General features: G+C 37.5%; 23 protein-coding genes and 1 pseudogene. 14 read left to right on the forward strand and 10 right to left on the reverse strand.

Features of this window, described 5'->3' with window-relative positions; all coding sequences use genetic code 11:
* Positions 1–38 precede the first annotated feature (38 nt).
* The 3 genes from JKP73_RS08215 to JKP73_RS08225 form a co-directional block, all read right to left on the reverse strand.
* Complete coding sequence (locus JKP73_RS08215; RefSeq protein WP_038244658.1) at positions 39–1,298, reverse strand: MDR family MFS transporter; 1,260 nt, start codon at positions 1,296–1,298, stop codon at positions 39–41.
* A gap of 253 nt (positions 1,299–1,551) precedes the next feature.
* On the reverse strand, positions 1,552–2,328 hold the full coding sequence (locus JKP73_RS08220; protein ID WP_200411117.1) for a DUF2268 domain-containing putative Zn-dependent protease: 777 nt from the start codon (positions 2,326–2,328) through the stop codon (positions 1,552–1,554).
* Positions 2,329–2,471: 143 nt separating this feature from the next.
* Entirely contained in the window at positions 2,472–2,972 is a 501-nt protein-coding gene (locus tag JKP73_RS08225; RefSeq protein ID WP_200411118.1) for a DUF2798 domain-containing protein, read from the reverse strand.
* Between the two features lie 272 nt (positions 2,973–3,244).
* On the opposite strand from JKP73_RS08225, the gene JKP73_RS08230 reads away from it, so the two are divergent.
* From JKP73_RS08230 to JKP73_RS08270, 10 genes are all read left to right on the forward strand, one after another.
* On the forward strand, positions 3,245–3,955 hold the full coding sequence (locus tag JKP73_RS08230) for a class I SAM-dependent methyltransferase (RefSeq protein ID WP_021291829.1): 711 nt from the start codon (positions 3,245–3,247) through the stop codon (positions 3,953–3,955).
* Between the two features lie 57 nt (positions 3,956–4,012).
* Entirely contained in the window at positions 4,013–4,159 is a 147-nt protein-coding gene (locus JKP73_RS23120) for a hypothetical protein (RefSeq protein ID WP_234447085.1), read from the forward strand.
* A gap of 9 nt (positions 4,160–4,168) precedes the next feature.
* Complete coding sequence (locus JKP73_RS23125; RefSeq protein ID WP_234447086.1) at positions 4,169–4,444, forward strand: GNAT family N-acetyltransferase; 276 nt, start codon at positions 4,169–4,171, stop codon at positions 4,442–4,444.
* A 371-nt stretch (positions 4,445–4,815) separates the two neighbouring features.
* Positions 4,816–5,259 (forward strand): VOC family protein, encoded by a 444-nt coding sequence (locus JKP73_RS08240; protein WP_021291826.1) that lies wholly within the window; start codon positions 4,816–4,818, stop codon positions 5,257–5,259.
* A 490-nt stretch (positions 5,260–5,749) separates the two neighbouring features.
* Positions 5,750–6,046: a YhdT family protein gene (locus JKP73_RS08245; protein ID WP_200411119.1), complete on the forward strand. Its 297-nt coding sequence runs from the start codon at positions 5,750–5,752 to the stop codon at positions 6,044–6,046.
* Positions 6,043–7,509, forward strand: coding sequence for a sodium/pantothenate symporter (gene panF / locus JKP73_RS08250; RefSeq protein ID WP_021291823.1), 1,467 nt, complete (start codon positions 6,043–6,045; stop codon positions 7,507–7,509). Before JKP73_RS08245 ends, panF begins: the two co-directional genes overlap by 4 nt.
* Before the next feature lie 13 nt (positions 7,510–7,522).
* Positions 7,523–8,746 carry a M20 family metallopeptidase gene (locus JKP73_RS08255; protein ID WP_021291822.1) on the forward strand — a complete coding sequence of 408 codons (1,224 nt, stop codon included), beginning with the start codon at positions 7,523–7,525 and terminating at the stop codon, positions 8,744–8,746.
* A complete protein-coding gene (locus tag JKP73_RS08260; protein WP_021291821.1) occupies positions 8,747–9,811 on the forward strand; it encodes a tartrate dehydrogenase in 1,065 nt (354 codons plus the stop codon).
* 8 nt (positions 9,812–9,819) lie between these two features.
* Entirely contained in the window at positions 9,820–10,566 is a 747-nt protein-coding gene (locus JKP73_RS08265; RefSeq protein ID WP_160807254.1) for an SDR family NAD(P)-dependent oxidoreductase, read from the forward strand.
* 21 nt (positions 10,567–10,587) lie between these two features.
* Entirely contained in the window at positions 10,588–12,033 is a 1,446-nt protein-coding gene (locus JKP73_RS08270; RefSeq protein ID WP_021291819.1) for an aldehyde dehydrogenase family protein, read from the forward strand.
* Positions 12,034–12,358: 325 nt separating this feature from the next.
* Here the strand turns inward: JKP73_RS08270 and JKP73_RS08275 are convergent.
* The 5 genes and pseudogenes from JKP73_RS08275 to JKP73_RS08295 all read right to left on the reverse strand — a co-directional run.
* Positions 12,359–13,360, reverse strand: a pseudogene (locus tag JKP73_RS08275) (C45 family autoproteolytic acyltransferase/hydrolase); the annotation flags it as partial.
* Between the two features lie 33 nt (positions 13,361–13,393).
* Positions 13,394–15,007, reverse strand: coding sequence for an amidohydrolase (locus JKP73_RS08280; protein WP_021291817.1), 1,614 nt, complete (start codon positions 15,005–15,007; stop codon positions 13,394–13,396).
* A gap of 16 nt (positions 15,008–15,023) precedes the next feature.
* The gene (locus JKP73_RS08285; RefSeq protein ID WP_021291816.1) at positions 15,024–16,529 is read right to left on the reverse strand and encodes a sodium:solute symporter family protein; all 1,506 of its coding nucleotides are present in this window, start codon (positions 16,527–16,529) and stop codon (positions 15,024–15,026) included.
* The gene (locus tag JKP73_RS08290) at positions 16,529–16,747 is read right to left on the reverse strand and encodes a hypothetical protein (RefSeq protein ID WP_038244624.1); all 219 of its coding nucleotides are present in this window, start codon (positions 16,745–16,747) and stop codon (positions 16,529–16,531) included. Before JKP73_RS08290 ends, JKP73_RS08285 begins: the two co-directional genes overlap by 1 nt.
* 152 nt (positions 16,748–16,899) lie before the next feature.
* On the reverse strand, positions 16,900–18,531 hold the full coding sequence (locus tag JKP73_RS08295) for a PucR family transcriptional regulator (RefSeq protein ID WP_234447087.1): 1,632 nt from the start codon (positions 18,529–18,531) through the stop codon (positions 16,900–16,902).
* Positions 18,532–18,764: 233 nt separating this feature from the next.
* Between JKP73_RS08295 and JKP73_RS08300 the strand changes: the two genes are divergently transcribed.
* Together JKP73_RS08300 and JKP73_RS08305 are read left to right on the forward strand one after the other, a co-directional pair.
* On the forward strand, positions 18,765–20,135 hold the full coding sequence (locus JKP73_RS08300) for an aspartate aminotransferase family protein (protein WP_021291813.1): 1,371 nt from the start codon (positions 18,765–18,767) through the stop codon (positions 20,133–20,135).
* A 71-nt stretch (positions 20,136–20,206) separates the two neighbouring features.
* A complete protein-coding gene (locus tag JKP73_RS08305; RefSeq protein WP_021291812.1) occupies positions 20,207–21,667 on the forward strand; it encodes a CoA-acylating methylmalonate-semialdehyde dehydrogenase in 1,461 nt (486 codons plus the stop codon).
* A 289-nt stretch (positions 21,668–21,956) separates the two neighbouring features.
* On the opposite strand, the gene JKP73_RS08310 is transcribed toward JKP73_RS08305, so the two are convergent.
* A complete protein-coding gene (locus JKP73_RS08310) occupies positions 21,957–22,610 on the reverse strand; it encodes a TetR/AcrR family transcriptional regulator (protein ID WP_021291811.1) in 654 nt (217 codons plus the stop codon).
* A 194-nt stretch (positions 22,611–22,804) separates the two neighbouring features.
* Here JKP73_RS08310 and JKP73_RS08315 point away from each other — a divergent pair, with 194 nt between their 5' ends.
* The gene (locus tag JKP73_RS08315; protein WP_021291810.1) at positions 22,805–23,557 is read left to right on the forward strand and encodes an SDR family NAD(P)-dependent oxidoreductase; all 753 of its coding nucleotides are present in this window, start codon (positions 22,805–22,807) and stop codon (positions 23,555–23,557) included.
* 141 nt (positions 23,558–23,698) lie between these two features.
* On the forward strand, positions 23,699–24,070 hold the full coding sequence (locus JKP73_RS08320) for a YuzC family spore coat inner layer protein (RefSeq protein WP_021291809.1): 372 nt from the start codon (positions 23,699–23,701) through the stop codon (positions 24,068–24,070).
* Positions 24,071–24,115: 45 nt separating this feature from the next.
* Here JKP73_RS08320 and dpsA read toward each other — a convergent pair whose 3' ends face one another.
* Entirely contained in the window at positions 24,116–24,991 is an 876-nt protein-coding gene (dpsA, locus tag JKP73_RS08325; RefSeq protein WP_021291808.1) for a dipicolinate synthase subunit DpsA, read from the reverse strand.
* Positions 24,992–25,054 lie beyond the last annotated feature (63 nt).

Here is a 25,054-nt window from a genome sequence, read left to right on the forward strand (position 1 = left end):
CCAACTAAAAAAGTTAAAGTGCTAGTAAGTACGTTGTTCTACGTGCTAGAAGACTGTATTTTTTTATCAATAGCAATGATCTTAAATAATTGTACATAGATCGATGCGCTTATGATGGCACATGACAGTATAAATCCGAACACGATAAGTGGTGAGAAAGAAGTGGAAAGGATGACTGTCAATGGCGCTATAAATCGTCCAATAGAAAACTGTAGGTCAGCGGCTCCCATGTATTGTCCTCTCGCAGTTTTAGGAGCATAATTACTAACAAAATTTTGAACTACTGGTCCATGTATGATTTCTCCTAGTGTAAGGATTACTGTAAAGATAAATAATAACCATACATTAGCTGCTAACCCTACCAAAAACATGCCTATGCCTGATAATATTGCTGATAGAACAAGTGCATTTCGATCGCTCCAATTTTCTAATTGTTTGGTGACGGGTATGATAAATAGTACGAATAACAATCCATTTAAACCGATCATCCATCCGAAAACTTTCTCACTATCAAGGGTCAGCGACCATCCTTTCCAGTGAAACAATGCTTGAGAAGGAACATAATCGTTCACGTATATTGCCAAATATAGATCCAATTGCATAATAGAAATAGTTATAAAAACTCCAGCTAAAATATATAGAAAAAAGGCTTTATCACGGAAGATTAATCGGTAGTTCAAGAATTGTTCCTTTAAAAGTAACCACATATTGTATGTATGTTCATGCTTCCTCTGTGGATCTGGCATGGTTTCACGTATCAAAGAGAGGATGGCGAGAGAATATAAAAGCGTTATTAATGTACAAGACCATAAAAGTTCACTTCGGTAATTAAAAAATAACACTGCACCAATCACTGGCCCAAAAACAGCACCAAGATTATTTGCTGTTGCAAAAGTAGCAAACACCCTGCGACGTTTCGCTTTGGGTACCAGATCAGCTACCATTGCTGCACTAGCAGGTCGATAAAGTGATTTTCCAAAACTTATGGTAATAAATGCAATATAATCAATCCAATGCGAAATAGAGAGTGCAAATAATGCAAACATACCTACCTGTAGAAAGGATCCAATTAGCATTGTAGAGCGTCTGCCAAACTGATCGGCTAAATAACCGCCTAACATGCTGCCGATAATACTAATTATAGAAGGAGCGGTCATCATAATACCTGCAGTCATCTTACCTAGAGCCTCACTAAAATAGATAGTAAGAAAGGGAAAATACATCCAAAACAGCATATTAAACAATGTTTCTCCAATTAATCGGATTTTTAAATTCTGATCCCAAGCTACCCATTGCATGTGAACGCCTCCTATCAAATCGGTGTGAAAAAATAAGTACCCTTACATTAAAACAATTTTCTGAAAAAATATAGACTTATATTTAGCTTTAAGTTATACTAATATTATAGAAGTCAAGCAATGGACGGGTTTATTAAACTGTTCCATAAACAGAACATAAGTTCTCTGAAAGTAATGATCTTTTCTATTCAACCACCGTATGGTTTTAAAACGTATGCGGTGTTTTTCATAAATTCAATTCAATCCCCCAATATCATTCTTCTATTTTCCCCAATTCAGCTATGTCTTCAGTTTTCAAGTGAAATAAATCTTTCGTCAATACCTTATGTTTATTCATATACTTTCTTACAAGGTAATCACCAACACAATACCCAGCCATTTTCGGATAAAAATGAAATCCATATAGTAACTGCTGGTGCTTTCGATCGCTTTTGAGAACGTGGTGATTTGGCATAATAATCTTCTCCCACATTTGCTTTAATTCTTCGTCGTTATAACTTCCGGTGTAAATCGCTGTATGTTCATCCCCTAGTCTTTCACGTACTGCGTTTTCTGCTAGCCCTTCCAATATAATCGTATCCAGTAATGTGTAAGCCTGTTCTTGCTTAGGATAACGATTTAAACGACAGGTATGGTTGTATTCATGGGTAAATAATGCCTTGATTTCGGATTCTGTATTTATTTCAGCTAGAAATAGAAAAATCTTATCCTTGAAAGTCAAACCAGCCTTACTGTTATAATCCTGTTTTAATTTACGGTTAGCTGCGTTTGATGGAAAGATAAAAATATGAATATTGGGACCTTTCCAAATTTCTTTTAAATAATTATAATCTTTTTCAACAATTTTCCAGTGGTTTGTTTCTGTTAATTGCTTGATGTGCTTTGGCTCCAATGATAGGCCAAATTGCGTAAGGTGAGCATAAATGTCTGCTGCATCAACACCAGAAAATGTTTTTTCTAGCTGTTTTATCACTTTCATTGGGTGTTTGTAATTTTTCTCTAACCAGCGATCTGTGCGAATGACACTCATTGAACGATCTCCTTCACTAATAGATACTTGTGATAGCATATGTTTTATAAAGTAGATGTTTCAAAGGTTGAAAGAAAGTGGAGCATGAAAAAAGCCGATTGTTTTTTAAATCAATCGGCTTTTGACACTTGTCATTTTGATTTTTATGAAGCATTTACAGCTTTTCGTTCCTGACTTACATGCAATTTTTTCATCGTAAACCTTGCTATTGGCTGTGCAATTAACGCTTCAACCCAGAATGCAATGAAAAAGTTACGCGGCCAGTCATAAAAGAATGTGCGGATCGGTTCCATACTAATCTCTCTCAAACCAATCCAAGTTCCAATTACTGTTAATAAAATCGAAAGAATCGTTACACTAAATAAGATCGTAAATAAAACTCTCGCATTAAAACCGTCTGCGGGAGCCACAAATTTTTGTACAAGTTGATTAACAATTGGATTTGCAACAAGGGTTACTAATAAAATGACACAAATCCATACAAAAGGAATTACTTGTAAGGTTCTAATATACACATCTTTACTAAATCCAAATTCAAATCCCATAAAAAGAGGGGCAATGATATTTACAGATAGTATCGATATGATAGCTAAGAATAATGCAAATTCCTTTCCGTTTCGTGGTAATCTTGTTTCTTCATGCATATGATCATCTCCATTTTAAAATTTTTCAGATGGCAGATGTATCATAAGACATATATTTTTGGTCAAAGACCAATATCTCTACACACTGATTTGCTTATTATATCATTATTTTCATATGAATTTCCAGAGGGTAACGAACAAATATTCGTATTCAGATTCTGCTATTCATAAGAAAAAACCATGTAAAGAATGAATTTGCCTCTATAGATAAGTGTCTCTACAAGCAGTTTTAACATAAAGTAATGTAGAAGAATGAGAGGAGATGAAGTGGAATGGGATTAGATTATCTTGAAGGTTTAGCTTTGTTAGGTGTCGGTGGTGCTCATCCAGGTGGTTTGTATTTAACAAAAACATTATTAACAAAAGAAAACATGGATGAACAAACTTCTGTATTGGATATCGGTTGTGGGACGGGTCAGACAGCCGCCTATATTGCAGATACCTATCGGTGCCGAGTTACTGCTGTAGATTATAATCCAGTCATGTTGGAAAAAGCAAAGAAACGGTTTTTATCTAGAGATCTACCAATAACGGTTTTAACGGCTGATGTTGAGTGTCTATCTGTAGACAAACAATATGATATGGTCTTATCGGAATCTGTGCTCTCTTTTACTGATCTCAATCAATCGCTTCCTCGTGTTTCCCATGCGGTCAAACAAGGTGGTAAGCTGTTAGCCATTGAAATGGTGGTGGAACAAGAACTAACGAAAGAAGAAGTTGAAATGGTAACTGCATTTTATCGATTTTCTGAGTTAATTTCTGAATCTGAATGGGAAATAAGATTGAAACAAGCTGGGTTTGAAAACATTCATATGCAGCAGCCAATTTTATCTGCGAATGAACTTGATATAGAGGACGCTAATGATTTCGATCTTTCTCAAGAGGTCAATGACGAAACGTTTGATCTATTGGCTTTTCATCAAGAACTAACGGAAACATTAAAAGATAAGTTAGGTTTTCGAGTTTTTACATGTAGCAAATAATTGGTTTTTTTAACCATCCCCTTTAAAATAAATAAGACCATCATTAGGGGGGATAAAATGCCGATTCGAAAAGAAAAAGCTACCGATTACAAACAAACAAAGAATGTAACCAAGCAAGCATTTAAGTACGCCCCGTATAGCAAAAAAAAGAACATCAGCTGGTTCATGATTTACGTAAATCCAATGAATATATTGCTGATTTAGCTATCGTCTATGAGAAAAATAACGAAGATTATCGGACATATATTGTTAACAAAGGTGCAGATACACGATGATAATCATTCATACCAAGGCTTAGCATTAGCCCCAGTATCCGTCTTACCTGCGTATCAAAATCAAGGTGTCGGTAGTGCATTAATAAATAATGCGTTGCAAACGGCGCAGCAGTTAAACCATGCTGTCGTTATTGTCATGGGCCATGCTACGTATTACCCAAGATTTGGCTTCGAACCAGCATCGAAGTACAATATTGCGGCTCCGTATGAATGAAATGTATATGGTTAAAGAACTGAAAAAAGGTGCTTTGGAGGAAATTTAAGGTGTCGTGGAGTACTCACCTGTATTTTTAGCATAATACCAGTGGAGGAAAGCGAGACAAAAGTATTTTAGATAAAGAAGACGAACGATTATCAACATTGTTCGGATGATTTTGTTCAATTTTAAGCTTGTCCGTAACTTCAACAGAGCAACACGATTCGTGATGGTCCAGGGCTTACCTGAAAATAGCTGATGATATGCCCGCAGAAGCATGCCGTAGTTCAGACAATGCATTCATTCACCAATTACGTTATTTTATTTTAAAGGAATTTAGTGATTTAGGTCGAAATGGTAAAGAAGTAGTTTTTGGGGAGGGGTGTTTGTTGAACCGGTTAAATTTAGTCACATTGGGTGTTCAAAATATGAAAGAGTCGTTACAGTTTTATCGTGATGGTTTAGGGTTTGATGTAGTCGTCCATGGCGATGAAGCAAATCCAGAAGTCGTTTTCTTTAATAACGCAGGTACCAAAATATCGTTATTTCAGATTGATCATTTAGTGAATGATATTGATGAAAAAAATCCGCCAGCAGTTGGAAACGGATTTTCGGGGATTACGTTGGCGTATAATGGGAAAACAAAGCAAGAGGTCGATGATGTATTTGCAGTGGCAGAACAGGCTGGCGCTAAGATTATTAAAGCCCCTGAGAAAGTATTTTGGGGAGGGTATAGCGGATATTTTCAAGATCCCAATGGCTTTTATTGGGAAGTTGCTTACGGAGACATGTGGGAATTTGATGAAAACGAAATGTTAATTATAAAAGAGTAAGCGATATATTTAATGCTATGTATGGTTAATAGAAGTCCTATATGAGGGACTTCTATATTTATCAGAAGTGGTTTTTACGTTGAAAGTGGTTATTGAGGAATTCGTATTAGATGGTTTCCTTATTTAGTTTTTTGGCAACTTGTTTTCCATTTATGAATACTTCGAATACCAGTATGACGATATTAATCATTCGCTTCATAATTAACCTCCTCGATATATGATAGTCTAATTATAACTGTATGGAAGTGTATTACCTATCTATGTACATGACATAACCTTACAAAGATGCAAGCCAATATTTTTAAAGTTGTTGTAAACCGATTATATTCTTGCCTGCTTTTGTCATTTTTATTTACATTATGTCTTATTTTATTCGAATGAAATTGACAATTTGTCTAATGCTTCAAGTTTAACGAATAGATATACTATAAATAAATTGAAAATATGAATTTTTATAACGATTAGATAAAAATTTAGGAGGTGGATTGGGGTGAGAAAGAAGAAGTATGTAGAAGACACTCGATATAAAGTAGCTCATAGAGAAGCACTGATTGGATGCGGATTAGCAATTATTAATATTCTATGGTGGTACGGATTCGCATATGGTCTTGGTTCTAAGCCACCTGGAGAGTACACATATATTTTAGGGTTTCCTGCATGGATCTTTTTTAGCTGTATTGTCGGTTTTCTAGTTATGGTGTTACTGGTATTTATCGTTGTGAAATTTGTTTTAGTAGATATGCCGCTGGAAGATACTGAAGAAGAGGAAGAGGTGCACTCTGCATGAATTGGGAAGTAGTTACACCATTACTCGTTTTTCTATTGATTGTATTCTTTGTCGGAATCTGGTCTAATCGAAAAATGGCGAAATCAGATTCTTTCTTAAGTGATTATTTTCTAGGTAGTAGAGAATTTGGAGGGATCGTCTTAGCAATGACGATGGTAGCAACTTATGGCAGCGCTTCCAGTTTTCTTGGTGGACCAGGTGCAGCTTATTCCATAGGGTTTGGTTGGGTGCTTCTAGCCATGACCCAAGTAGCTACAGGTTATTTTGTACTGCTTGTTTTAGGGAAAAAGTTTGCTATTGTGACTCGAAAATTTCAAGCAGTAACATTAATTGATTTTCTCAAAGAACGCTATAAAAGTAAGGCGGTTGTACTATTATCCGCTGGAAGTATTATCGTATTTCTGTTTTCTGCAATGGCAGCTCAATGGGTGGGTGGTGCTTATTTAATTCAATCTCTAACCGGATTATCGTATACCGCTGCCTTATTCATATTTACCTTGTCTGTACTCATATATGTAACTATCGGTGGTTTTCGTGCAGTAGCTATCACCGATACGATTCAAGGCTTTGTAATGGTAGTCGGTACATTTATTTTATTAATTGCTGTCGTTGTTTCAGGAGGGGGTATTTCTGCTTTATTCGCAGATTTAGCAAGCGAGAATCCCAATCTCATTACACCTTATGGCCAGGATGGGCAACTAACAGCGTTATACATATCATCCTACTGGATATTAGTTGGTGTTGGGGTAGTGGCGCTACCACAAGTTGCTGTAAGAGCAATGTCTTATCGTAATGCCAAATCGATGCATCGGGCAATCCTTATAGGAACAGTAGTCGTCGGGGTTATTATGTTAAATATGCATCTTATTGGCGTATTTGCAAGGCCGATCATGCCGGGAATTGAAGTGGCCGATCAGGTTATCCCGATGATAGCGTTAGAAGTATTGCCGCCATGGATTGCGGGGATTGTACTGGCAGCTCCATTGGCTGCTATGATGTCTACCGTTGATTCGCTCCTATTACTTGTTAGCTCCTCCGTGGTGAAGGATGTTTATATGAATTATATCAAGCCTACTGCATCAGATAAACAAATGAAGAATATCAGTATGGGATTTACCGGACTTCTTGGAATAGTAGCCTTCCTATTGGCTATACAACCTCCTGAATTACTTATCTTTCTAAATTTATTTGCATTTGGAGGGTTGGAGGCTGCATTTATTTGGCCATTAGTGATGGGGCTTTATTGGAAATATGCCAATAAACAAGGTGCTATTGCCTCAATGATAGTAGGAATAGGCACATATATTGTTATTCATTTTTATAACCAAGCATACGGCGATTTACTAGGTGTTCATACAGTTACCTTACCTGTAATCCTATCATTTATTGCTTTTATTGTCTTTAGTCTTTTATTTAAAAAAGAAGCGTATGAATTCCCTGCAACTTCATTAAAAAATGCATAAGGAGAGGCTTATAATGAAAATTGTCCAATCAAAACAAGTGAAAAGAGACACAGAACGTGCTATATCATTGACGCAAAAACTTGTGCGTATTCCTAGTGTATATCGACCAGATAAACCAAATGGCAATGAAGAACAAGTTGCTCAGTTTGTAGCTGCCTACTTAAAAGAAATTGGAATCGATGTATATGTGGAGGAAGTTGCACCAGGACGTCCAAATGTAATTGGGATTGTTGATTCTGGTAAACCTGGTAAAACATTGTTGTTTGAAGGGCATACTGACGTAGTAACAGAAGGGGATCCATCGAGTTGGAATTATCCGCCTTTCGGTGCTGAAATTGTGGATGGAAAAATGTATGGAAGGGGAACGAATGATACAAAGGGTAATCTCGCCTGTATGATTACCGCGGTTCAGTCGATAATTGAAGATCAGGAACATTTTAATGGGAAGATCATTCTATGTATTCCTGTTGATGAGGAGAGTTTAATGCTTGGTATTAAACATTTTATTAATCAGGGCTGGGCTGATGATGTCGATGGTGCAATTATTTGTGAACCAGAAGAAAATCAAGTATGTATTGCGCAAAGAGGTGCTTTACGCCTGAAGGTTACGGTTCATGGAAAAATGGCTCATGGTGCCATATCTTGGAGTGGTATTAATCCAAATTGGCGAATGGCAAAACTAATTACAGCGTTAGAACAATTAGAAAAAGAAGAGCAGGACATTCATGGTGAACACCCCTATTTAAGATGGCCAAGTATAACGCCAACAATTCTACAAGCACCGGTTACAGGAGATGCCCAAATTAATGTAATCCCAGAAAGTTGTATGGTTACCTTGGATATTCGAACTGTACCAAATCAAGACCATCAAGAACTACTTCAGAAAATTGACCACATATATGCAAAGTTGAAAACACAGGATACACATTTTTCGGCAGCCTATGAGATTATCGAAGATCGTCCTGCTACAGAGACAGATAAAGGAAATCCCGTAGTTACTGCTGTCTGTCATGCTGTAGAAAAGGTCTTACATAAAAAGCCAACCTTTAATGGTGTTCCTGGAGCGACGGATGGAACATTTTTGCATATACATGGCGTTCCAATTGTAACCATTGGAGCTGGGGATCGAGATATTCCGCATCAAATTAATGAATATGTTGACATCGAAGAATTAGGGGAGACAACGCAGATTTATCGAACGGCTGCTTTACAATTTTTAAGGGAAGAAGGGGATTAAGTGAGTAAAAAAATCGCAGTTATTCCAGGTGACGGTATTGGTATTGAAGTTATGAATGAAGCATTAAAACTCATAGAGGCGATTAATGAACATGATTCATTTCAAATCGAATACGATGTCTTTGATTGGAATTCAGATTACTATTTACAGACAAACCGAATGATGCCGAAGGATGGTTTAGAGCAACTGCAGCATTATGACGCTATTCTTTTTGGTGCGATTGGGGACGAACGAGTTCCGGATGATATTACAATTTGGGAAATGATTATGCCAATCCGTAAATCTTTTCAGCAGTATGTAAACTTCCGACCAATTAAATTATTAGATGGTATAGATAATCCATTACGTCATCATGTGAATAAACCAATTGATTTTGTATTGATAAGGGAAAATGCGGAGGGGGAATATTCCAATGCTGGAGGGAGGATGTTTGAAGGAGAGAATAGGGAGTTGGCAATTCAGAATAGTGTAATGACAAGGCAGGGAGTTACTCAGGTCGCAGAATTTGCTTTTTCCTATGCAAACAAACATGGCCTTAAAAAATTGACGAATGCTACGAAATCAAATGCAATTATCCATTCCATGAAATTCTGGGATCAAACGATTGAAAGCGTAGCTGAAAAATACCCAACTATCAATTATGAGAAATATTATATTGATGCATTAGCTGCTTATTTTGTCCAAAGACCTTATGATTTTAATATTGTTTTAGCTTCTAATCTGTTTGGTGATATTTTATCTGATCTTGGGTCTGCCATTGTAGGTGGATTGGGGATTTCCCCATCAGCAAATATCAATCCTGAAGGAAATTACCCTTCCATGTTTGAACCTGTACATGGTTCAGCTCCTGATATTGCGGGAAAAGGAATTGCTAACCCCATTGCTCAGATTTGGTCATTAGCATTAATGTATGAGCAATTTGATAGGCAAGATATCCATGATAAGATTCTCGCCGGTATTCAAAACGTAGTATCTACCAAGAAGGTCATTACACCAGATATGGGGGGGACAGCAACCACAAATGAAGTAGGAGATGCAATAATTAACAAATTGTATAAAAAGTAGGTGAATCTATGTCATTTCAAGGACGAACGATTATCGTAACTGGAGCAGGAGGGGGAATGGGGCGAGCTTTCGCCGATTTACTATTAAATGAAGATGCCAATGTCGTAGGTTGTGACCTTCATCTAGACAACGATCGCTATCAAGCAATTGGTAATTTTCTAGCTGTGCAAGGAGATCTCTTGCAGGAGGGCATGATAGAAGATGTACTAAAAGAAACTACCGAAGCGTTTGGAGAAATTGACGGATTAGTTAATTTTGCTGGTACTGCACAGGCGGCATCCCCTATCGAAGAAGTATCCTTAGCGGAATGGCATCGAATTATGAATATGAATATGACGATGACATTTTTAACTTGTCAAGCAGCTGCTAGCTATATGAAAAAGAGAAAACGAGGTTCAATTGTGAATATAGGATCAGTATCTACAACTAGACCAAGAACAGGTTTACAAGCCTATATTGCGTCAAAAGGTGCAGTTGAATCATTTACAAAGGCATTAGCACTAGAACTTGCGCCGTACCATGTCAATGTAAATATCGTCCACCCTGGACCATCGGATACAGGAATGCTTGGTAAATTTACCAAGGCGGGTGGAGATGTGGAACAATCGAAAAGGCAAGTATTTGAGCAGAGTGTTCCTTTAGGAAAATTATTACAACCGGTCGATATCGCACATACCGTGAAATTCTTATTATCAGATGAGGCAGCTATGATTACCGGTAGTGTTGTTCATGTTGATGGCGGTAGAAATATATAGCTGATGTGGGGGAATATAGGTGTGAAGAATTTAAAAATGTATATTAATGGAAATTGGCGAGAGAGTATAAGCGAGCAATTGATTGAGGTGAAAAACCCTGCTAATGGAGAAGTAATCGCTACGATTCCACGAGGTCAAAAGGGAGATGTAGATTTAGCAGTACATGCTGCCCAACAGGCATTTGAAAAGGAGGCGTGGTGGAAAGTAAAACCTCATGAACGTGGTGATATTCTTTATCATATTGCAGAAATGATTAAAAAAGACCGAGATGAACTAGCAGCATTGGAAACAATTGATGTTGGTAAACCATTATCACAAGGATATGCTGATATTGATGCAGCAATTCGTTATTTTCAGTTTTATGCTGGTGCAGCCGATAAAGTGATGGGAGATACCATCCCTATTGAGTCAGGAATAATCGATTATGTTGTTCGTGAACCAATTGGAGTAACTGCCCATATTGTACCTTGGAATTATCCCATCCAGATTCTCTCGCGGAGTGTTGCAGCTGCAATTGCGATGGGCAATACAGTCATTGTAAAAAGCGCGGAGGATACACCGATGACTGCTATGAAGATTGCAGAATATTTTCATGACGTCGGTTTACCTGATGGCGTGTTTAATCATATTACGGGATATGGGAATGAAGCCGGTGCAGCATTATCTTCGCACTCATTAATTAACCATTTAACTTTTACTGGATCCGTTGAAACAGGGATTGCAGTAGCAAATGCAGCAAACAAAAATATTGTACCAGTGACACTAGAACTTGGTGGAAAATCACCAAATATTGTATTTTCTGATTGCGATCTAGATAAGGCAGTAGAAGGTGTCACTCGAGCAATCATTCAAAACGCAGGACAAACTTGTTCTGCGGGTTCTAGGTTGCTAATTGAATCCTCATTTAAAAACCAATTTATTGAAAGGTTACTGGAACGTTTTCAAACGTTAACCATTGGCCCAGGAATCAAGGACATGGATATTGGACCGATATTAAATGAAAAGCAGTTTAAGCGTATTCAGTCCTATTTAACGCTGGCAAAATCAGAAGCATCCATTTTAGTAGGTGGAAAACAGGTAACCATTGAAGGAAATGAAGGTGGCTTTTACATGGAGCCAACTATTATTGATCAAGTTCAAGAAAATAGCAAGCTTGCTCAGGAAGAAATATTTGGTCCGGTTATTAGCGTGTTTACATTCAATGATACGGAGGAAGCATTAGCTTTAGCAAATAGTACCGAATACGGACTAGTCACGGGTTTATGGACAAAGGATATCAGTAGGGCTCACTATTTGGCAGATCGTATTCAGTCCGGACAGATTTTTATAAATAATTATGGAGCCGGTGGCGGGATTCAAATGCCATTTGGTGGGTATAAGAAAAGTGGGTTTGGCAGAGAAAAAGGGTGGATTGCTTTATATAATTATACGCAAGTTAAAAATGTCGCTATTAAATATATGTCATAAGGACGGGGAAGAGACCGAAGTGATTTAGGTGAAAAATCCGAACTTTGATCCGAGTATACGCAGTTACAATCGGATCCTGGTTGGGATTTTTATTCGTTTTTTTTTAAAAAGATGAATTACTATTACGGAAAGCAATGAATAAAATGGTTATTAATAGAGAATGAAAGCATGACTCCTGCGGGGACAGTACAAGTAGTAGTGATGCTTCAATCCGGGAGTGATTTTTCTTACTCGGGTTAGCTGAGACCGTTCCCGCGGAAAGCATGCCATCGGTTTAACGAATAAAATGGTTCTGTCGGTTTGGGACACTCAAGTTCCCCTACCCTTATTTGAATTTATCAAATTCGCATGGTTTACCTTTAACCCAGTCTAATTGATGATCTGAAAGATTCATAACAATACTAAAAACCGTTTCCACCTTGTCTGGTTCTGCTTGATTTGGATCATTATGACGACAAATTGAATTAGGATAATTTTGGTGATCAGCTAGCCAATGGAAAAGGGTAGCTTGATTTATTTGTCCGGTTTGATGCGTATCCAGCAGCTTTACAGCAGTATGTAATCGCTGATACGAGTCAGGCTTTGTTATCTCATCCATATCTTGTTTCATTGGTTCCGAACAAATATGGTTCGTGTGTTGAAGCATTCCGAATCTCGGCCGGATCTTGGCTGTGTGAACTGGGGATACTTCCATACTAACCAATTCTTCTGAATTTGATGCGATAAAAAAATGAGCCGCTGAGGCTATTTGATTATCATCGACTTTTGAAATGGCTTCATCAAATGTTCTTGAATCAAGGATAGCTCTTAATCCAAGATGAATTGGTAGTTTTGGTTGCCATTGATTTGTTTTTAATGCATTCAAACAGACACCAATTCCTGCACTATTACATCCTATTTTTCCAATAATTCCTGCTTCTGTAATCATCTCAATGGTTGGGAGAGATGATTGCTGAATTTCGAGGTGAATAATCGAATCAGCTTGTGACTCCTTCCAATCCCAGTTTTGCGCTAACCAAGTCTTTTTTGTTTTTGGCTTTGATAGAGCAAATGAAGTACAGCCATCAGGAGAGGTAAGTAAAGCTATCTCACTGCGGGTATTTAGAGCAAGAATATCTTCAAAAGCTACTCCTGCTCCATTTGCAATCCCAGTCATTTCTTCTAAATAGTGTGGATAATTTTTCTTGATGGCAGGTACATGTAATAACGCCTTTGTACATGCTTCGTCCCAAGTCATTCCTGCATTTTCGCTAAACATTTTTTCATAGGTTTTAAGGCTATTATTGATTGAGTTCGTAGCTGTTTTGCCATGCTGATAACCGATTTCGTAAGAGGTCCCAACTAGTGTACCTTATTCTGTTTATTCATGTACTGCTTCCTTTTGATAGACCAGTTCTCCATCAATCATCGTCCATTCCACTTGTGCGTTTAGTAAATCATCCATCTCGCAATCCAATAGGGAACGATCGAAGAGCACGAGGTCAGCTAATTTTCCAGGTTCAATGCTTCCTTTGATATCTTCTTCAAATGAAGCATATGCTCCATTAATTGTATACATACGGATGGCTTCCAGAAGAGTAATTCGTTGATTTTCTCCAATTACTTGGCCGTTCTGAGATTGCCGGGTCATTGCTGTATGAATGCCTCGCAGAGGATTAAAATCGGTAACAGGACAATCCGAAGCAATTGCTGCAGGAATCCTTGCATCTAGATAATCTCCTAAAGGATACATTTGAGCAGCACGTTCTCCGTAGTTTTTAACGTATCCATCACCATATTCATAATGAAATGCCGGGTTTGGAATGGGAATAACCCCTTGCTCTTTCATTCGCTTAATTAAATCAGGGCTCGCGATGCCAGCATGTTCAATCCGATGGCGAGGATTGCTTCTTGGGTACTGTTCAGATGCCCTTTCAATCGTCGTAAGCAACATATCTATAGCAGCATCTCCTTGAGCGTGTGCAGTAATCTGCCAGCCTTTTTGATGGGCAGGAATGAGTAATTCATCTACTTGTTCTTGTGTGAAATAATAAACTCCGAAGTTACTAGGGTCACTTGTGTAAGGTGACCTTGTCCACACAGTTGGACCGCTACTGCTTCCATCTAAAAATAGCTTAGCAGGACCGATTCGGAATTTATTGTCTCCTAGTCCTGTGAATATACCGGAAGCAACCATATGCTTCACGATGTTCTCGGCACCACTTAGCGCACCTACCATTGCATACACACGTTGTTTGATTACATTTGTTTTTGCATCTTGTTGTAACATACGAAGATTCTCTAACCCATAACCAGTAGCATCATGAATGGAAGTGATCCCTTTGGCAGCAAATTGTTTTGAAGCAACTGCATGTGCTTTGGTCATTTCTTGCTCGGTAAATGAGGCGATAGAAAATAGCTTCATGTGAGCATTTTCAATCATTGTTCCAGTAAGTTCACCAGATTCATTTTTCTCAAATCGCCCCCCAGATGGGTCAGGGGTGCGTTTGTTAATACCAGCTAAGTCTAAAGCATAACTGTTAACAACAGAGATGTGACCACAAGTGCGGGCTATTAAAATAGGATGCTCTGAAGATATCGTATCTAATTCTTCCTTGGTAGGCAGTCGTTGGTCTTCCATTGTTTGCTCATTATATCCCCATGCTCGAATCCACTCTCCTTTAGGAGTTAGTTGTACTTGCTCTTTCAATTTATCCAGTAAATCGGAAATAGATTTTATTTGTTCACTTTTACAGGAAATCGAAAGCTCATTGGTTCCGTACATCGTAATATGAAGATGAGAATCAATAAATCCTGGTATTACGGTTTGACCTTGTAGATCAATGACCGTACTTGTATCATCTTGTAAGCGTAGAATCTGCTCATTCTTTCCTACAGCGATGATCTTATTTCCCTCAATAGCAATCGCTTCTTCAATTTGATTTTGCTCATTTACGGTAAAAATCTCACCGTTTATATAGATTTGCTTGTTCATCACAATTCCTCCTTACCTATGCTGAAGTTTCTGGCATTTTCTTAACATGTTCATCTTCATATAATTCTTCATATCGATCTGGAAAAAAACGTTCAATTGTAGCCTTAGAAGCAGGTTTGGTAACGAGTGAGACTAGTACAAATACAGATGTATTGATTAGCAAACCCCAAATGCCTGCATGAACGCCTAATGGGTGGGTAATAACGAAAGAAAATAGTACAGTAACTACAAAACCTGCAAATAACCCCCAGAATGCACCGTATTTTGTAGCCCTTGGCCAAAAGAACATCCCAATAATTGATGGAAAAGCTTGGCCAATGAATCCATAGCCGATTAATAAAATATATACAAGACTAGCAGGTTCCATTATGGAGATGGGTGCTATAATAAAAGCCATAATGGGGAAAATTAATCGTCTTGTCCATTTTCCAGCAGTAACCTCATCCCATTTAAATAAAGGCTGTAAAACGTCCTTGCTGTAGCTGAGAGCTGTTGCATGTATACAAGGTTCGCTGGACGACATTGCTGCCGCTAAAGTACCTGCACCTAGTAACCCAGCGACAACTACTGGCATATTATCAACAGCCATTTGAATGGCAACCGTATCAGGATTATTCAGGTTAGGGTACATGAAGATACCAATAAATCCAACGGCAATCATAGGTATAAGCACAATATAAAACGTTGGCAACAAAGTAGCTGCACGTTTAATAGATTGTTTAGAAGCGGCTCCCATCCATTGAATCCAATGGGTTTGCCAAATAGAAAAAACCGAGATTAATATAGAAGTAGTCCAAAAAGTAACATTCATGTCTCCTAATCCACCAGGTAACGTTAAAAATTCAGGAATATCAGCTTGAACACGTTCAAATATTGGTCGAAAAGAATACCCTCCGGTGAATTGATTGGTTGCCCATAGGCCAACGAACCAAGAAACGACGAACATAAGCCCACCTTGGAAGGCATTGGTGATACCGATAGCTTTTAGGCCACTTCGATAAAGGTAAATAGATATCACACCTAAAGATAAAAACACTCCTACCCATGTTGGGATCATTCCATAGCTCATCACATTAAGTATATAAGCAGCGCCAGTGGTTTGAAGTACAGCATAAGCTAGCACGCCGATAGAAGTGACGATGGATGCTAAACCTCCTAATGGTTTGCTCTCATAACGATCGGAGATAGCAGCAGATTGGGTAACATATTTGTATTTATTACCTAATTCCCAAACCTTTGGTCCAAAATACCATGCGATAACCCCCATATAGGTTAAATATACGACCACGTATAAAGCGGGAACTCCTTTAGAATATGCCCAGCCGGGTGAACCCATGAAGGTGTAAGCACTAACCCCGCCGGCAGCAATTAACAAATACATGGTTATCGGTCCCATGCTTCTACTTCCGACACCCCAATTTTCTGCATTATTCATATCTTTTCCCTTGCCTGCTGTATATCCAAGTAAAACGGCAATAATCATATATGAAATGGTAATGAGCAGTGGTATATACATGGTCATTATTTAACCCCTCCTATCTTATTAATGAACCATAAGGTAGAAGTAGTGATAACGATAATAACGATAGACCATACCATGAGCATTGGCATCCCGAAGACGATCGTTTCCTTGTTGAAGAAAGGTATTACCGGCCAGCTGCCGAGAACGATTACGAAAACAATCAAGGCTAAACTGATCCACCCTTTTCTCGTTTTCGGTAACATAAAAGTAGATTTCATAAAACAACACTCCTCAATTGAATTGTAATTTATTACCTTTATTTCCTGTAACAAGCCAATCAATCATTGGATAACCGAGGGTTGTATTATAGTTTATAGTAATTAAAGAATAGATTCTTTTATCAGAATGTTAAAAAATTAATTGCTGTATTTTACTTATTGTCCAAATAATGTCGATTCTTTAATATATAATAAGCCTTTATTGCTGTTTCGATGGCAAGGCGTTTAACAGGATCCATAAAGTCCTTTCCTATATATTGCTCAATCTTTCTTAATCGATGGTAGAGTGTTTGTCTTACAATAAATAACTTCTCTGCTGCTTCCTTTTTTGAGCCTCTGCATGCTAAATAAACTTCTAGGGTTTTAAGAAGTTCACTGTCTGAATTTTCATCAAGGAAAATTAATTCACCTATATAGTCATTTATAAAAAGTTGTAATTGTTTGTCTTTTTGTAAAGGTAGTAAAATCTGATAGATACCTATTTCATCATGAAAATAAGTAGTGCTTAGTTGTTGTTTATTTAAATAAATGACATCGTTTGCTTCGGCATACCCCTTAGAAATATGACTTACATTTTGGTGCAGCCCACTTATCCCTATATACGTTATTTTATTATTTAATAATGTTGCGGATAATAGATTCTTGGTTACCTGTAAAAATTGTTTGGTACTTTTATTAACATGTGTCTCCGCTATAAATGAACAAATAATTGCTATTTCATCTTTTCTAACTGAAACGGCAGGAAAATATCCGGCATGTTTAAATAGGGATCGAATCAAAATGGTACGTTGAATTTTAATTTCTTCCCAATTATCTTCACCTATAACAGAATCTGGAGATTCCGTTTTGATGATAAAAACCCGGAAGTATAAATTTGTACTTGCAACGGGGAGGAATGTGTGTAGATCGCTTTGATTATAAGGTTTTCCCTGTAATAATGTCCGTACACATTCGTCTTCTGAATTTAGCTTTCTTTCTTCGATGGTGCGATTTCTTAATAGGATTTGGGCGATCGCTAATGAGGCTCGGTCCAACACAGATAGCAAGAATTCTTCGTTTAGATTCTTGGTTATGTTTAAACATAAGTAACCCCAGATCTGTCCTAATCCAAATACTGGCGCAATGACGAATGTTTCATTATAAATAGAAATAATTCCAGATTGTCGTTTGTTTGTTAATTTCGTAGATATATAGGATAGAATGTTTTCTTGATCTATTTTAGATTCTGGAGGATAATAATACGATTTTGAGTCTTCAAGTAAACAGAGGGAATGTTGGCCAAAATAATGATGTAATGCTTGTAAGATTTTTAATATACCATTTGGCGCTAAAGAAAGTTCATTAAATTTATGGGTTAATGTGCTTAGTTGATTTAACATTTGGTGATGCTGGTTAATTAGCAAGCTGTGCAAATCTTGTGTGATATCGACGAATCGAACGACCTCTTCAAAAATGATGATTGGAAAGGCATGTTTATCTGCAAATCTCTTAATATCCGTAGAAATTGTTTTGAAATAGGGCCCTTTCTCAATACATATTCCTGCTACATCTTTTTGCAATAATCGCTCATAGGTTGTTGTTGCACAATTGTCGAGTTCAAGGTTAATTCCAGTTGTAAGTATTAACTCGGATCCATTAATTAGTGAATCAAATGCTTCTGTCTCTAGGATATGTGTCCACTTTATTTGTCGTTTTAAACCAGTTTCTCCAGCTACAACTTTCGCGTTCTTGAATAGATCCCTTGTCAGGACGTCACCTACCGTTAACTCAAATTCACTTATCAACAGACATTCCTCCATAACGTCAAAGTAAAATGAAAATTATTTAACAGATTGTAAAATGATAATATTAAAAATTATTTGTAAAATACAATTATGTAGCAAAGTCAAGAGGGTGTCAAATCCAATCGTAATTGTCTCTGGCCCAGTTATAACAACGATTTCATTTTTATTTGACACGTACAATTTAAGGTTTGGTAAAGATACACAAATTGTAAATAAGAAGGAGAGATGTGTGAATGAAAGCGGTGAGAAATCAAGGGAAATCTATTTTAGAAAAAGATCAAGAAAACGTATGGCATCATATTTCAAAATACAACGACAAATCACATCCACTTATTGCGAAGGAAGCTAAGGGTTCATGGATTATTGATTATCAAGGGAATAAATATTTGGATGGGATGTCTGGATTATGGTGTGTAAATGTTGGTTATGGAAGAGAAGTCCTTGCCAAGGCAGCTTATGAACAAATGAACCAAATGGCTTATATGTCAATGACTCAAAGCCATATACCTGGAATTGAACTTGCGGATAAGTTAAATGAGTTATTAGATGATGATTATATGTTCTTTTATTCAAATAGTGGTTCAGATGCCAATGAAGTAGCGTTCAAAATAGCTCGGCAATACCATGAACAAAAAGGGGACACATCAAGATATAAAATAATTTCACGGTATCGTGCATATCACGGCAGTTCCATGGGGGCATTATCAGCAACAGGTCAACCATTACGCAAGTATAAATTTGAACCGTTAACTGCAGGATTCTTACATGTGGCCCCACCAGATAATTATCGAAAACCCGACCACTTATCCATTGAAGAATATAATTTACAACAGGCAAAAGCAATTGAAGATACAATAATTTGGGAGCAGGAAGAGACAATTGCAGCTGTCATTATGGAACCAATAATCACAGGAGGAGGCATATTAATCCCGGATCCTGTTTATGTCAAGGCTGTTCAAGATATTTGCAGGCGTCATGGAGTTTTACTAATCATTGATGAAGTAATTTGTGGTTTTGGTAGAACTGGGAGAATGTTTGGGCATATGAATTATGATATTAAGCCAGATATTATTACAATGGCAAAAGGGTTAACAAGTGCTTATCTCCCTTTATCTGTGACTGCCGTTCGCAAAGATATATATGAAGTTTTTACAAATGAATCAGCCGATAATTATTTCCGTCATGTGAATACATTCGGAGGGAATCCTGCAGCATGTGCAGTCGCTTTAAAGAATATTGAAATCATGGAAGAAGAAAATTTAACCAGTCAATCAGCGGTCTTGGGCGAACATTTGAAAAATGAACTACAGGAGCTGAACAATCACTCATATGTAGGAGATATAAGAGGAATCGGGTTATTGCTGGGAATAGAACTGGTGGAAGATAAAACATCGAAACAGCCAGCAAAGCCAGAACGTGTTGCAAAAATTATTAAAGAATGTAAAGATCATGGTTTAATCATTGGTAAGAATGGAGATACCGTAGCAGGTTTTAATAACATTATTACACTCTGTCCTCCCCTTTCAATAACGGATGATGAATTAGAGTTTATGATAGCAATTATCAAACAGGTCTTTGAAGCAAATGAAACAAGTAAACTTTAAAATTCTATAAAAAAACGATAGTATATGTATAATATGAATTTTTTTAATAAGTATGAAATAGGAGGCATTCCATGACGCAAACAACAAGTAAAACGCTAAAAAACTTCGTTGGAGGTATTTGGATCGAGGCATCATCTAATCAAACCGAAAACGTTTTTAATCCAGCGACGGGCACGGTAATTGCCAATGTGCCGATTTCTACTCATGAAGATGTAAATCATGCAGTAGAAGCTGCATCTAACGCTTTTCAAACATGGAAGGAAGTACCTGTACCGAAGCGTGCACGAATATTATTTAAGTATCAGCAGTTACTTGTAGATCACTGGGATGAACTTGCTGAAATTATTACCATTGAGAATGGGAAAAGCTTCAAGGAAGCACAGGGGGAAGTACAACGAGGAATTGAAAATGTTGAGTTTGCAGCTGGTGCACCATCATTAATGATGGGAGAACAATTACCAAGTATTGCCAATGGGCTTGAATCAGGGGTATATCGTTACCCGATCGGAGTTGTAGGTGGAATAACTCCTTTCAACTTTCCTATGATGGTACCATGTTGGATGTTTCCAATGGCTATTGTTACTGGGAACACATTTGTATTGAAGCCATCAGAACGTACTCCTTTATTAGCTAACCGGCTTGCAGAATTAATTGCAGAAGCTGGTTTACCAAATGGAGTGTTAAATATCGTACACGGTGCTCATGATGTGGTAAATGGATTATTAGATCATCATCAAGTTGCTGCTATATCTTTTGTCGGTTCCCAACCAGTTGCTGAGTATGTCTACAAGCGTGGTACCGATAATCTGAAACGTGTGCAAGCATTAGCTGGTGCTAAAAACCATTCGATTGTTTTACAAGATGCGAATTTAGACAATGCTAGTACACAAATTCTTAATGCTGCTTTTGGATCAGCTGGAGAAAGATGTATGGCTGCTTCGGTTGTGGCAATTGAGGATTCAATTGCAGATGCATTTATTGACGAATTAGTCCAAAAAGCGAATGAAATACAAATCGGTAATGGGCTTGATGATGGAGTGTTTTTAGGTCCGGTCATTCGTGAGCAACATAAGGAGCGCACGCTTCAGTATATCCAGTCAGGAGAGGCAGAAGGTGCAAAAATGGTGCGAGATGGTAGAAATGATATTGAAGCACAACGTGAAGGCTACTTTGTAGGTCCTACCATCTTTGATCAGGTTACAACAGAAATGAAAATATGGCAGGATGAAATTTTTGCACCCGTATTATCGATCGTTAGAGTAAAGGATTTAGATGATGCAATTCGTGTTACAAATCAATCTCCATTCGCTAATGGGGCGTGTATTTTTACAGGTGATGGAGGAAGTGTCCGTCAATTCCGTGAAACAATTGATGCTGGTATGCTTGGAGTTAATATTGGTGTGCCTGCACCTATGGCGTTCTTTCCATTCTCTGGATGGAAACAATCCTTCTATGGTGATTTACATGCAAATGGCAAGGATGGATTGCATTTCTATACAAGAAAAAAAGTAATTACTACAAGATGGGTATAATAGAGAAGGTCAAGGCGAAAGGAGCTTAGATCAAGCGTAATCCAAACTATTATCTGCATATACGAAGGTATATTCGGATCGTGGTTTGGATTTTTTTGTTCGTATTATGAAAGGGTGTTTGCATTCGACGGAATGGAAGTGCTAGACTTCGAAGAGCTACTCGGGTAAGTATTTTTTGCTTACCCGATTTAGCTGCACCCGTAGAAAAACAGAGGGGGTTAGATTGCCGTTAAAGAATGAACGGAGGATTCGAATTAGAGCTACTGGTTTTTGTGAGTCTCAATCACTTCTATCTTGGTTGTAAATAGTCCAAGAAAATGTGTTTGAGAATCGTTAATTGTTTATCGGCAGATAGATCACCTTTTAACAAGGGAATACGTTCATATAATAGAAGTTTCCTTGAAAACAAGCCAAAGGTATTGGTTATAGTTGTTAATACATCATGGACTGAAATATCCGTACGGATAGACCCGTCTTGCTTTCCCTCTTCGATAATGGCTGCCAATATGGAAGAAATTTTAGCCTGAGACGTGTTATAGGCTTTGATATCTTCGAGTGGTTCCGATTGTAAGGATGCATAGCTTTTAAAAACTTCCAGCAGTTGAGTGTTTTCCAATTTCTCATATTGAATTTCCGATGTAAAAAAATCGAACATGGCCTCCAATTTTTCTATACAAGTTCCATTCATACTAGCAAATGATTCAAACACTGGAATATACTTCTCTACAACAGTAATTGCTACAGCTACAATTAATTTTTCTTTTTTGGGGAAGTAACGAAACACTGTTGCTATACCAATATTTTCTTCATCAGCAATATCTTGCATGGTCGTGTTTTCAAACCCTTTTGCAGCGAAAACTTTTTCAGCTGCTTGGATAATATTATTTTTTCGTTTAAGCTTACCGTCTAAGCGTTCTTGTTTCCATCTATCTTGAGGATTCATATCCTAATCTCCTTATCCTTAGATGATCTCTTCTATGTATATCATTTTAAAATGTAGCAAACTAAATGCTATTCGTCAATTTGTTGGACTGGTTTGAGCAGTTTAATTGGCACCTTAGGATAATCGTATTACAATATAGTTATCGTGATGATAGTTAATCTATCATTAAATTATTTAAAAAGTGAGGTAAGAAAATGGGACGATTAGATAAAAAAGTCGCGGTCATCACCGGAGCAGGAAGTGGAATGGGGCGTGAAGAAGCACTCTTATTTGCTAAAGAAGGGGCGAAAGTGATTGCTTCTGATATTCAAGAAGATGCGGTAAAAGAAGTGGTAAAAGAGATAAAATCAAATGGCGGGGAAGCCTTGGCTTTAACTCATGATGTAACTTCTGAAAATGATTGGAAACATGTAATAAAGTCCACAATGGATGCTTTTGGGAAATTAGATGTGTTAGTTAATAATGCAGGAATTTCACAACCTGAACCAATGGAAGAATTAACGCTAGAACGTTGGCATCAAATTATAAATATAAATCTTACAAGCACATTCTTAGGAATAAAACTGGCAGTACCACATATGCGTGAAAATAAGGGCGGTTCAATCGTTAATATTTCCTCAATTGCAGGTTTAACTGGTAGTCAAGGAGCGGGCGCTTATACAGCTTCAAAAGGAGGCGTTCGAATGTTAACAAAAGCTGCGGCTGTTGATTATGGGAAGGATAATATTCGTGTGAATTCGGTACATCCAGGTTTTATTAAGACCCCAATGAGTGCAACGTTTTTTGAAAGAGAGGATATGAAACAATGGTTCCTTTCACAAACAGCATTACCACAATTGGGTAGGCCCATTGAAGTTGCCGAAGCAGTATTATTCTTAGCTTCAGATGCAGCATATCATATTACTGGTGTAGAATTACCTGTAGACGGTGGAGTCGTAGCAAAATAACAATACCATATTTGTTAAGGAAGGATTCCCATATGGGCAATCCTTTTTTTATGGGGATGTTGTTCAAAAATTTTCCCTTCCTCACGCCTATATGCATATAGTTTTAGTATAGGATAGTTATATTGGGAAGGGGATGAGTATATGTATTATTATGCACCATATTATATACCAAGCTATGTCTATTATGTACCAACGAGCTGGTTAGTAAGAGAGCTCCCTCCAGTTAATCCAGCGCATTTTTATGAATCGGCAAATGAAAGCTTAAAATTAATGGATGATGTGAAAATGGTTCTTGACAAATTATCTACGTCGAAAGAATTTGATGAGAAAGTAATGAAAGCAGCACAGGAGTCAAATAAAGCAGAAGTAAAACGATTGATTCAAACATTACACCTTACAGCCGATGTTGAAGTGGGATTTACCCCGGATGACTTACAACTGAAATTTAGTAAAAAGGCGCCGTCTACGAATCAAGATTGTTGTAAAATAAACATTTTCTTAAAATGGAGTTGAGGGATAAAAAGAAGCTGAACTGTGGAAATCAGCTTCTTCTTAATTCTATGTGCTTTGCAATAAATCCAGAAGAACAGTTGCAATAATCTTCCCTGCCGATTTAGGTGCTGTTTTACCCGGTAAACCCAACGCATGAAAAGTTGAGATTCCTCGTTTCAATGCAAAATCAAAATCCGTACCACCAGGCTTAGAAGCGAGGTCAATTAGCAGTACTGATGGAGACATAGCAGAAATAATTGACTGATCAACTACTTGAGAAGGAATTGTATTAATACAGATGGTCATTTGACCAATAGCTTTTTCGAGTTGATTCAGTGGAATAGCATGAAAGCCCATTTCTGTAATACGAGCAACTGCAGCTGAACTTCTAGCTGCCACCGAAACATTTGCACCGACAGCAGAAAAAACTCGAGCTACAGTTATTCCGACTCTTCCAAATCCTAATACACAAACATTAGCGCCATGTATCGTTTCATCCGATTGTTCAATGGCAAGTTTTAATGTACCCTCGGCTGTTGGAATTGAATTATAAATAGCTATATCGTCTCTGGCAAAAAGCTTTACTAACTTTCGATCTGTAACATCCGCTATTTGTTGTAAGTATTGGTTTGCCGTACCTGAATAAATAACACATTGTTTAGGTGTGCATGAAACAAGCTGTTCCGTAAGATAAACCTGCTTATCGGAATAGGTTACTTCTATTTTTCCTTTTAGATCCGTACCAGCTACAGGTAGAATAATTGCACGTAAACTAGAAAAATCCGCATTGTCTAAACCAACGTGTTGAATATTGGGTTCATTAAATGACAGTTGCTCATATCCAATTAATGAAATTCGTATCCCTGCTTTGGCTAAGGAATCAATGACATGTAAATACCTTTCATCCCCTCCTAATAACATTACATGCTTATTTGTATTCATAAAAAACACCTCTCTTATAAAATTCTAATTTCAAAATAAGTATCATAAAATAAATAAAAACAG

The organism is Virgibacillus salexigens (genome assembly GCF_014905415.1).
GTDB classification, from domain to species: Bacteria; Bacillota; Bacilli; order Bacillales; family Amphibacillaceae; genus Virgibacillus; species Virgibacillus salexigens.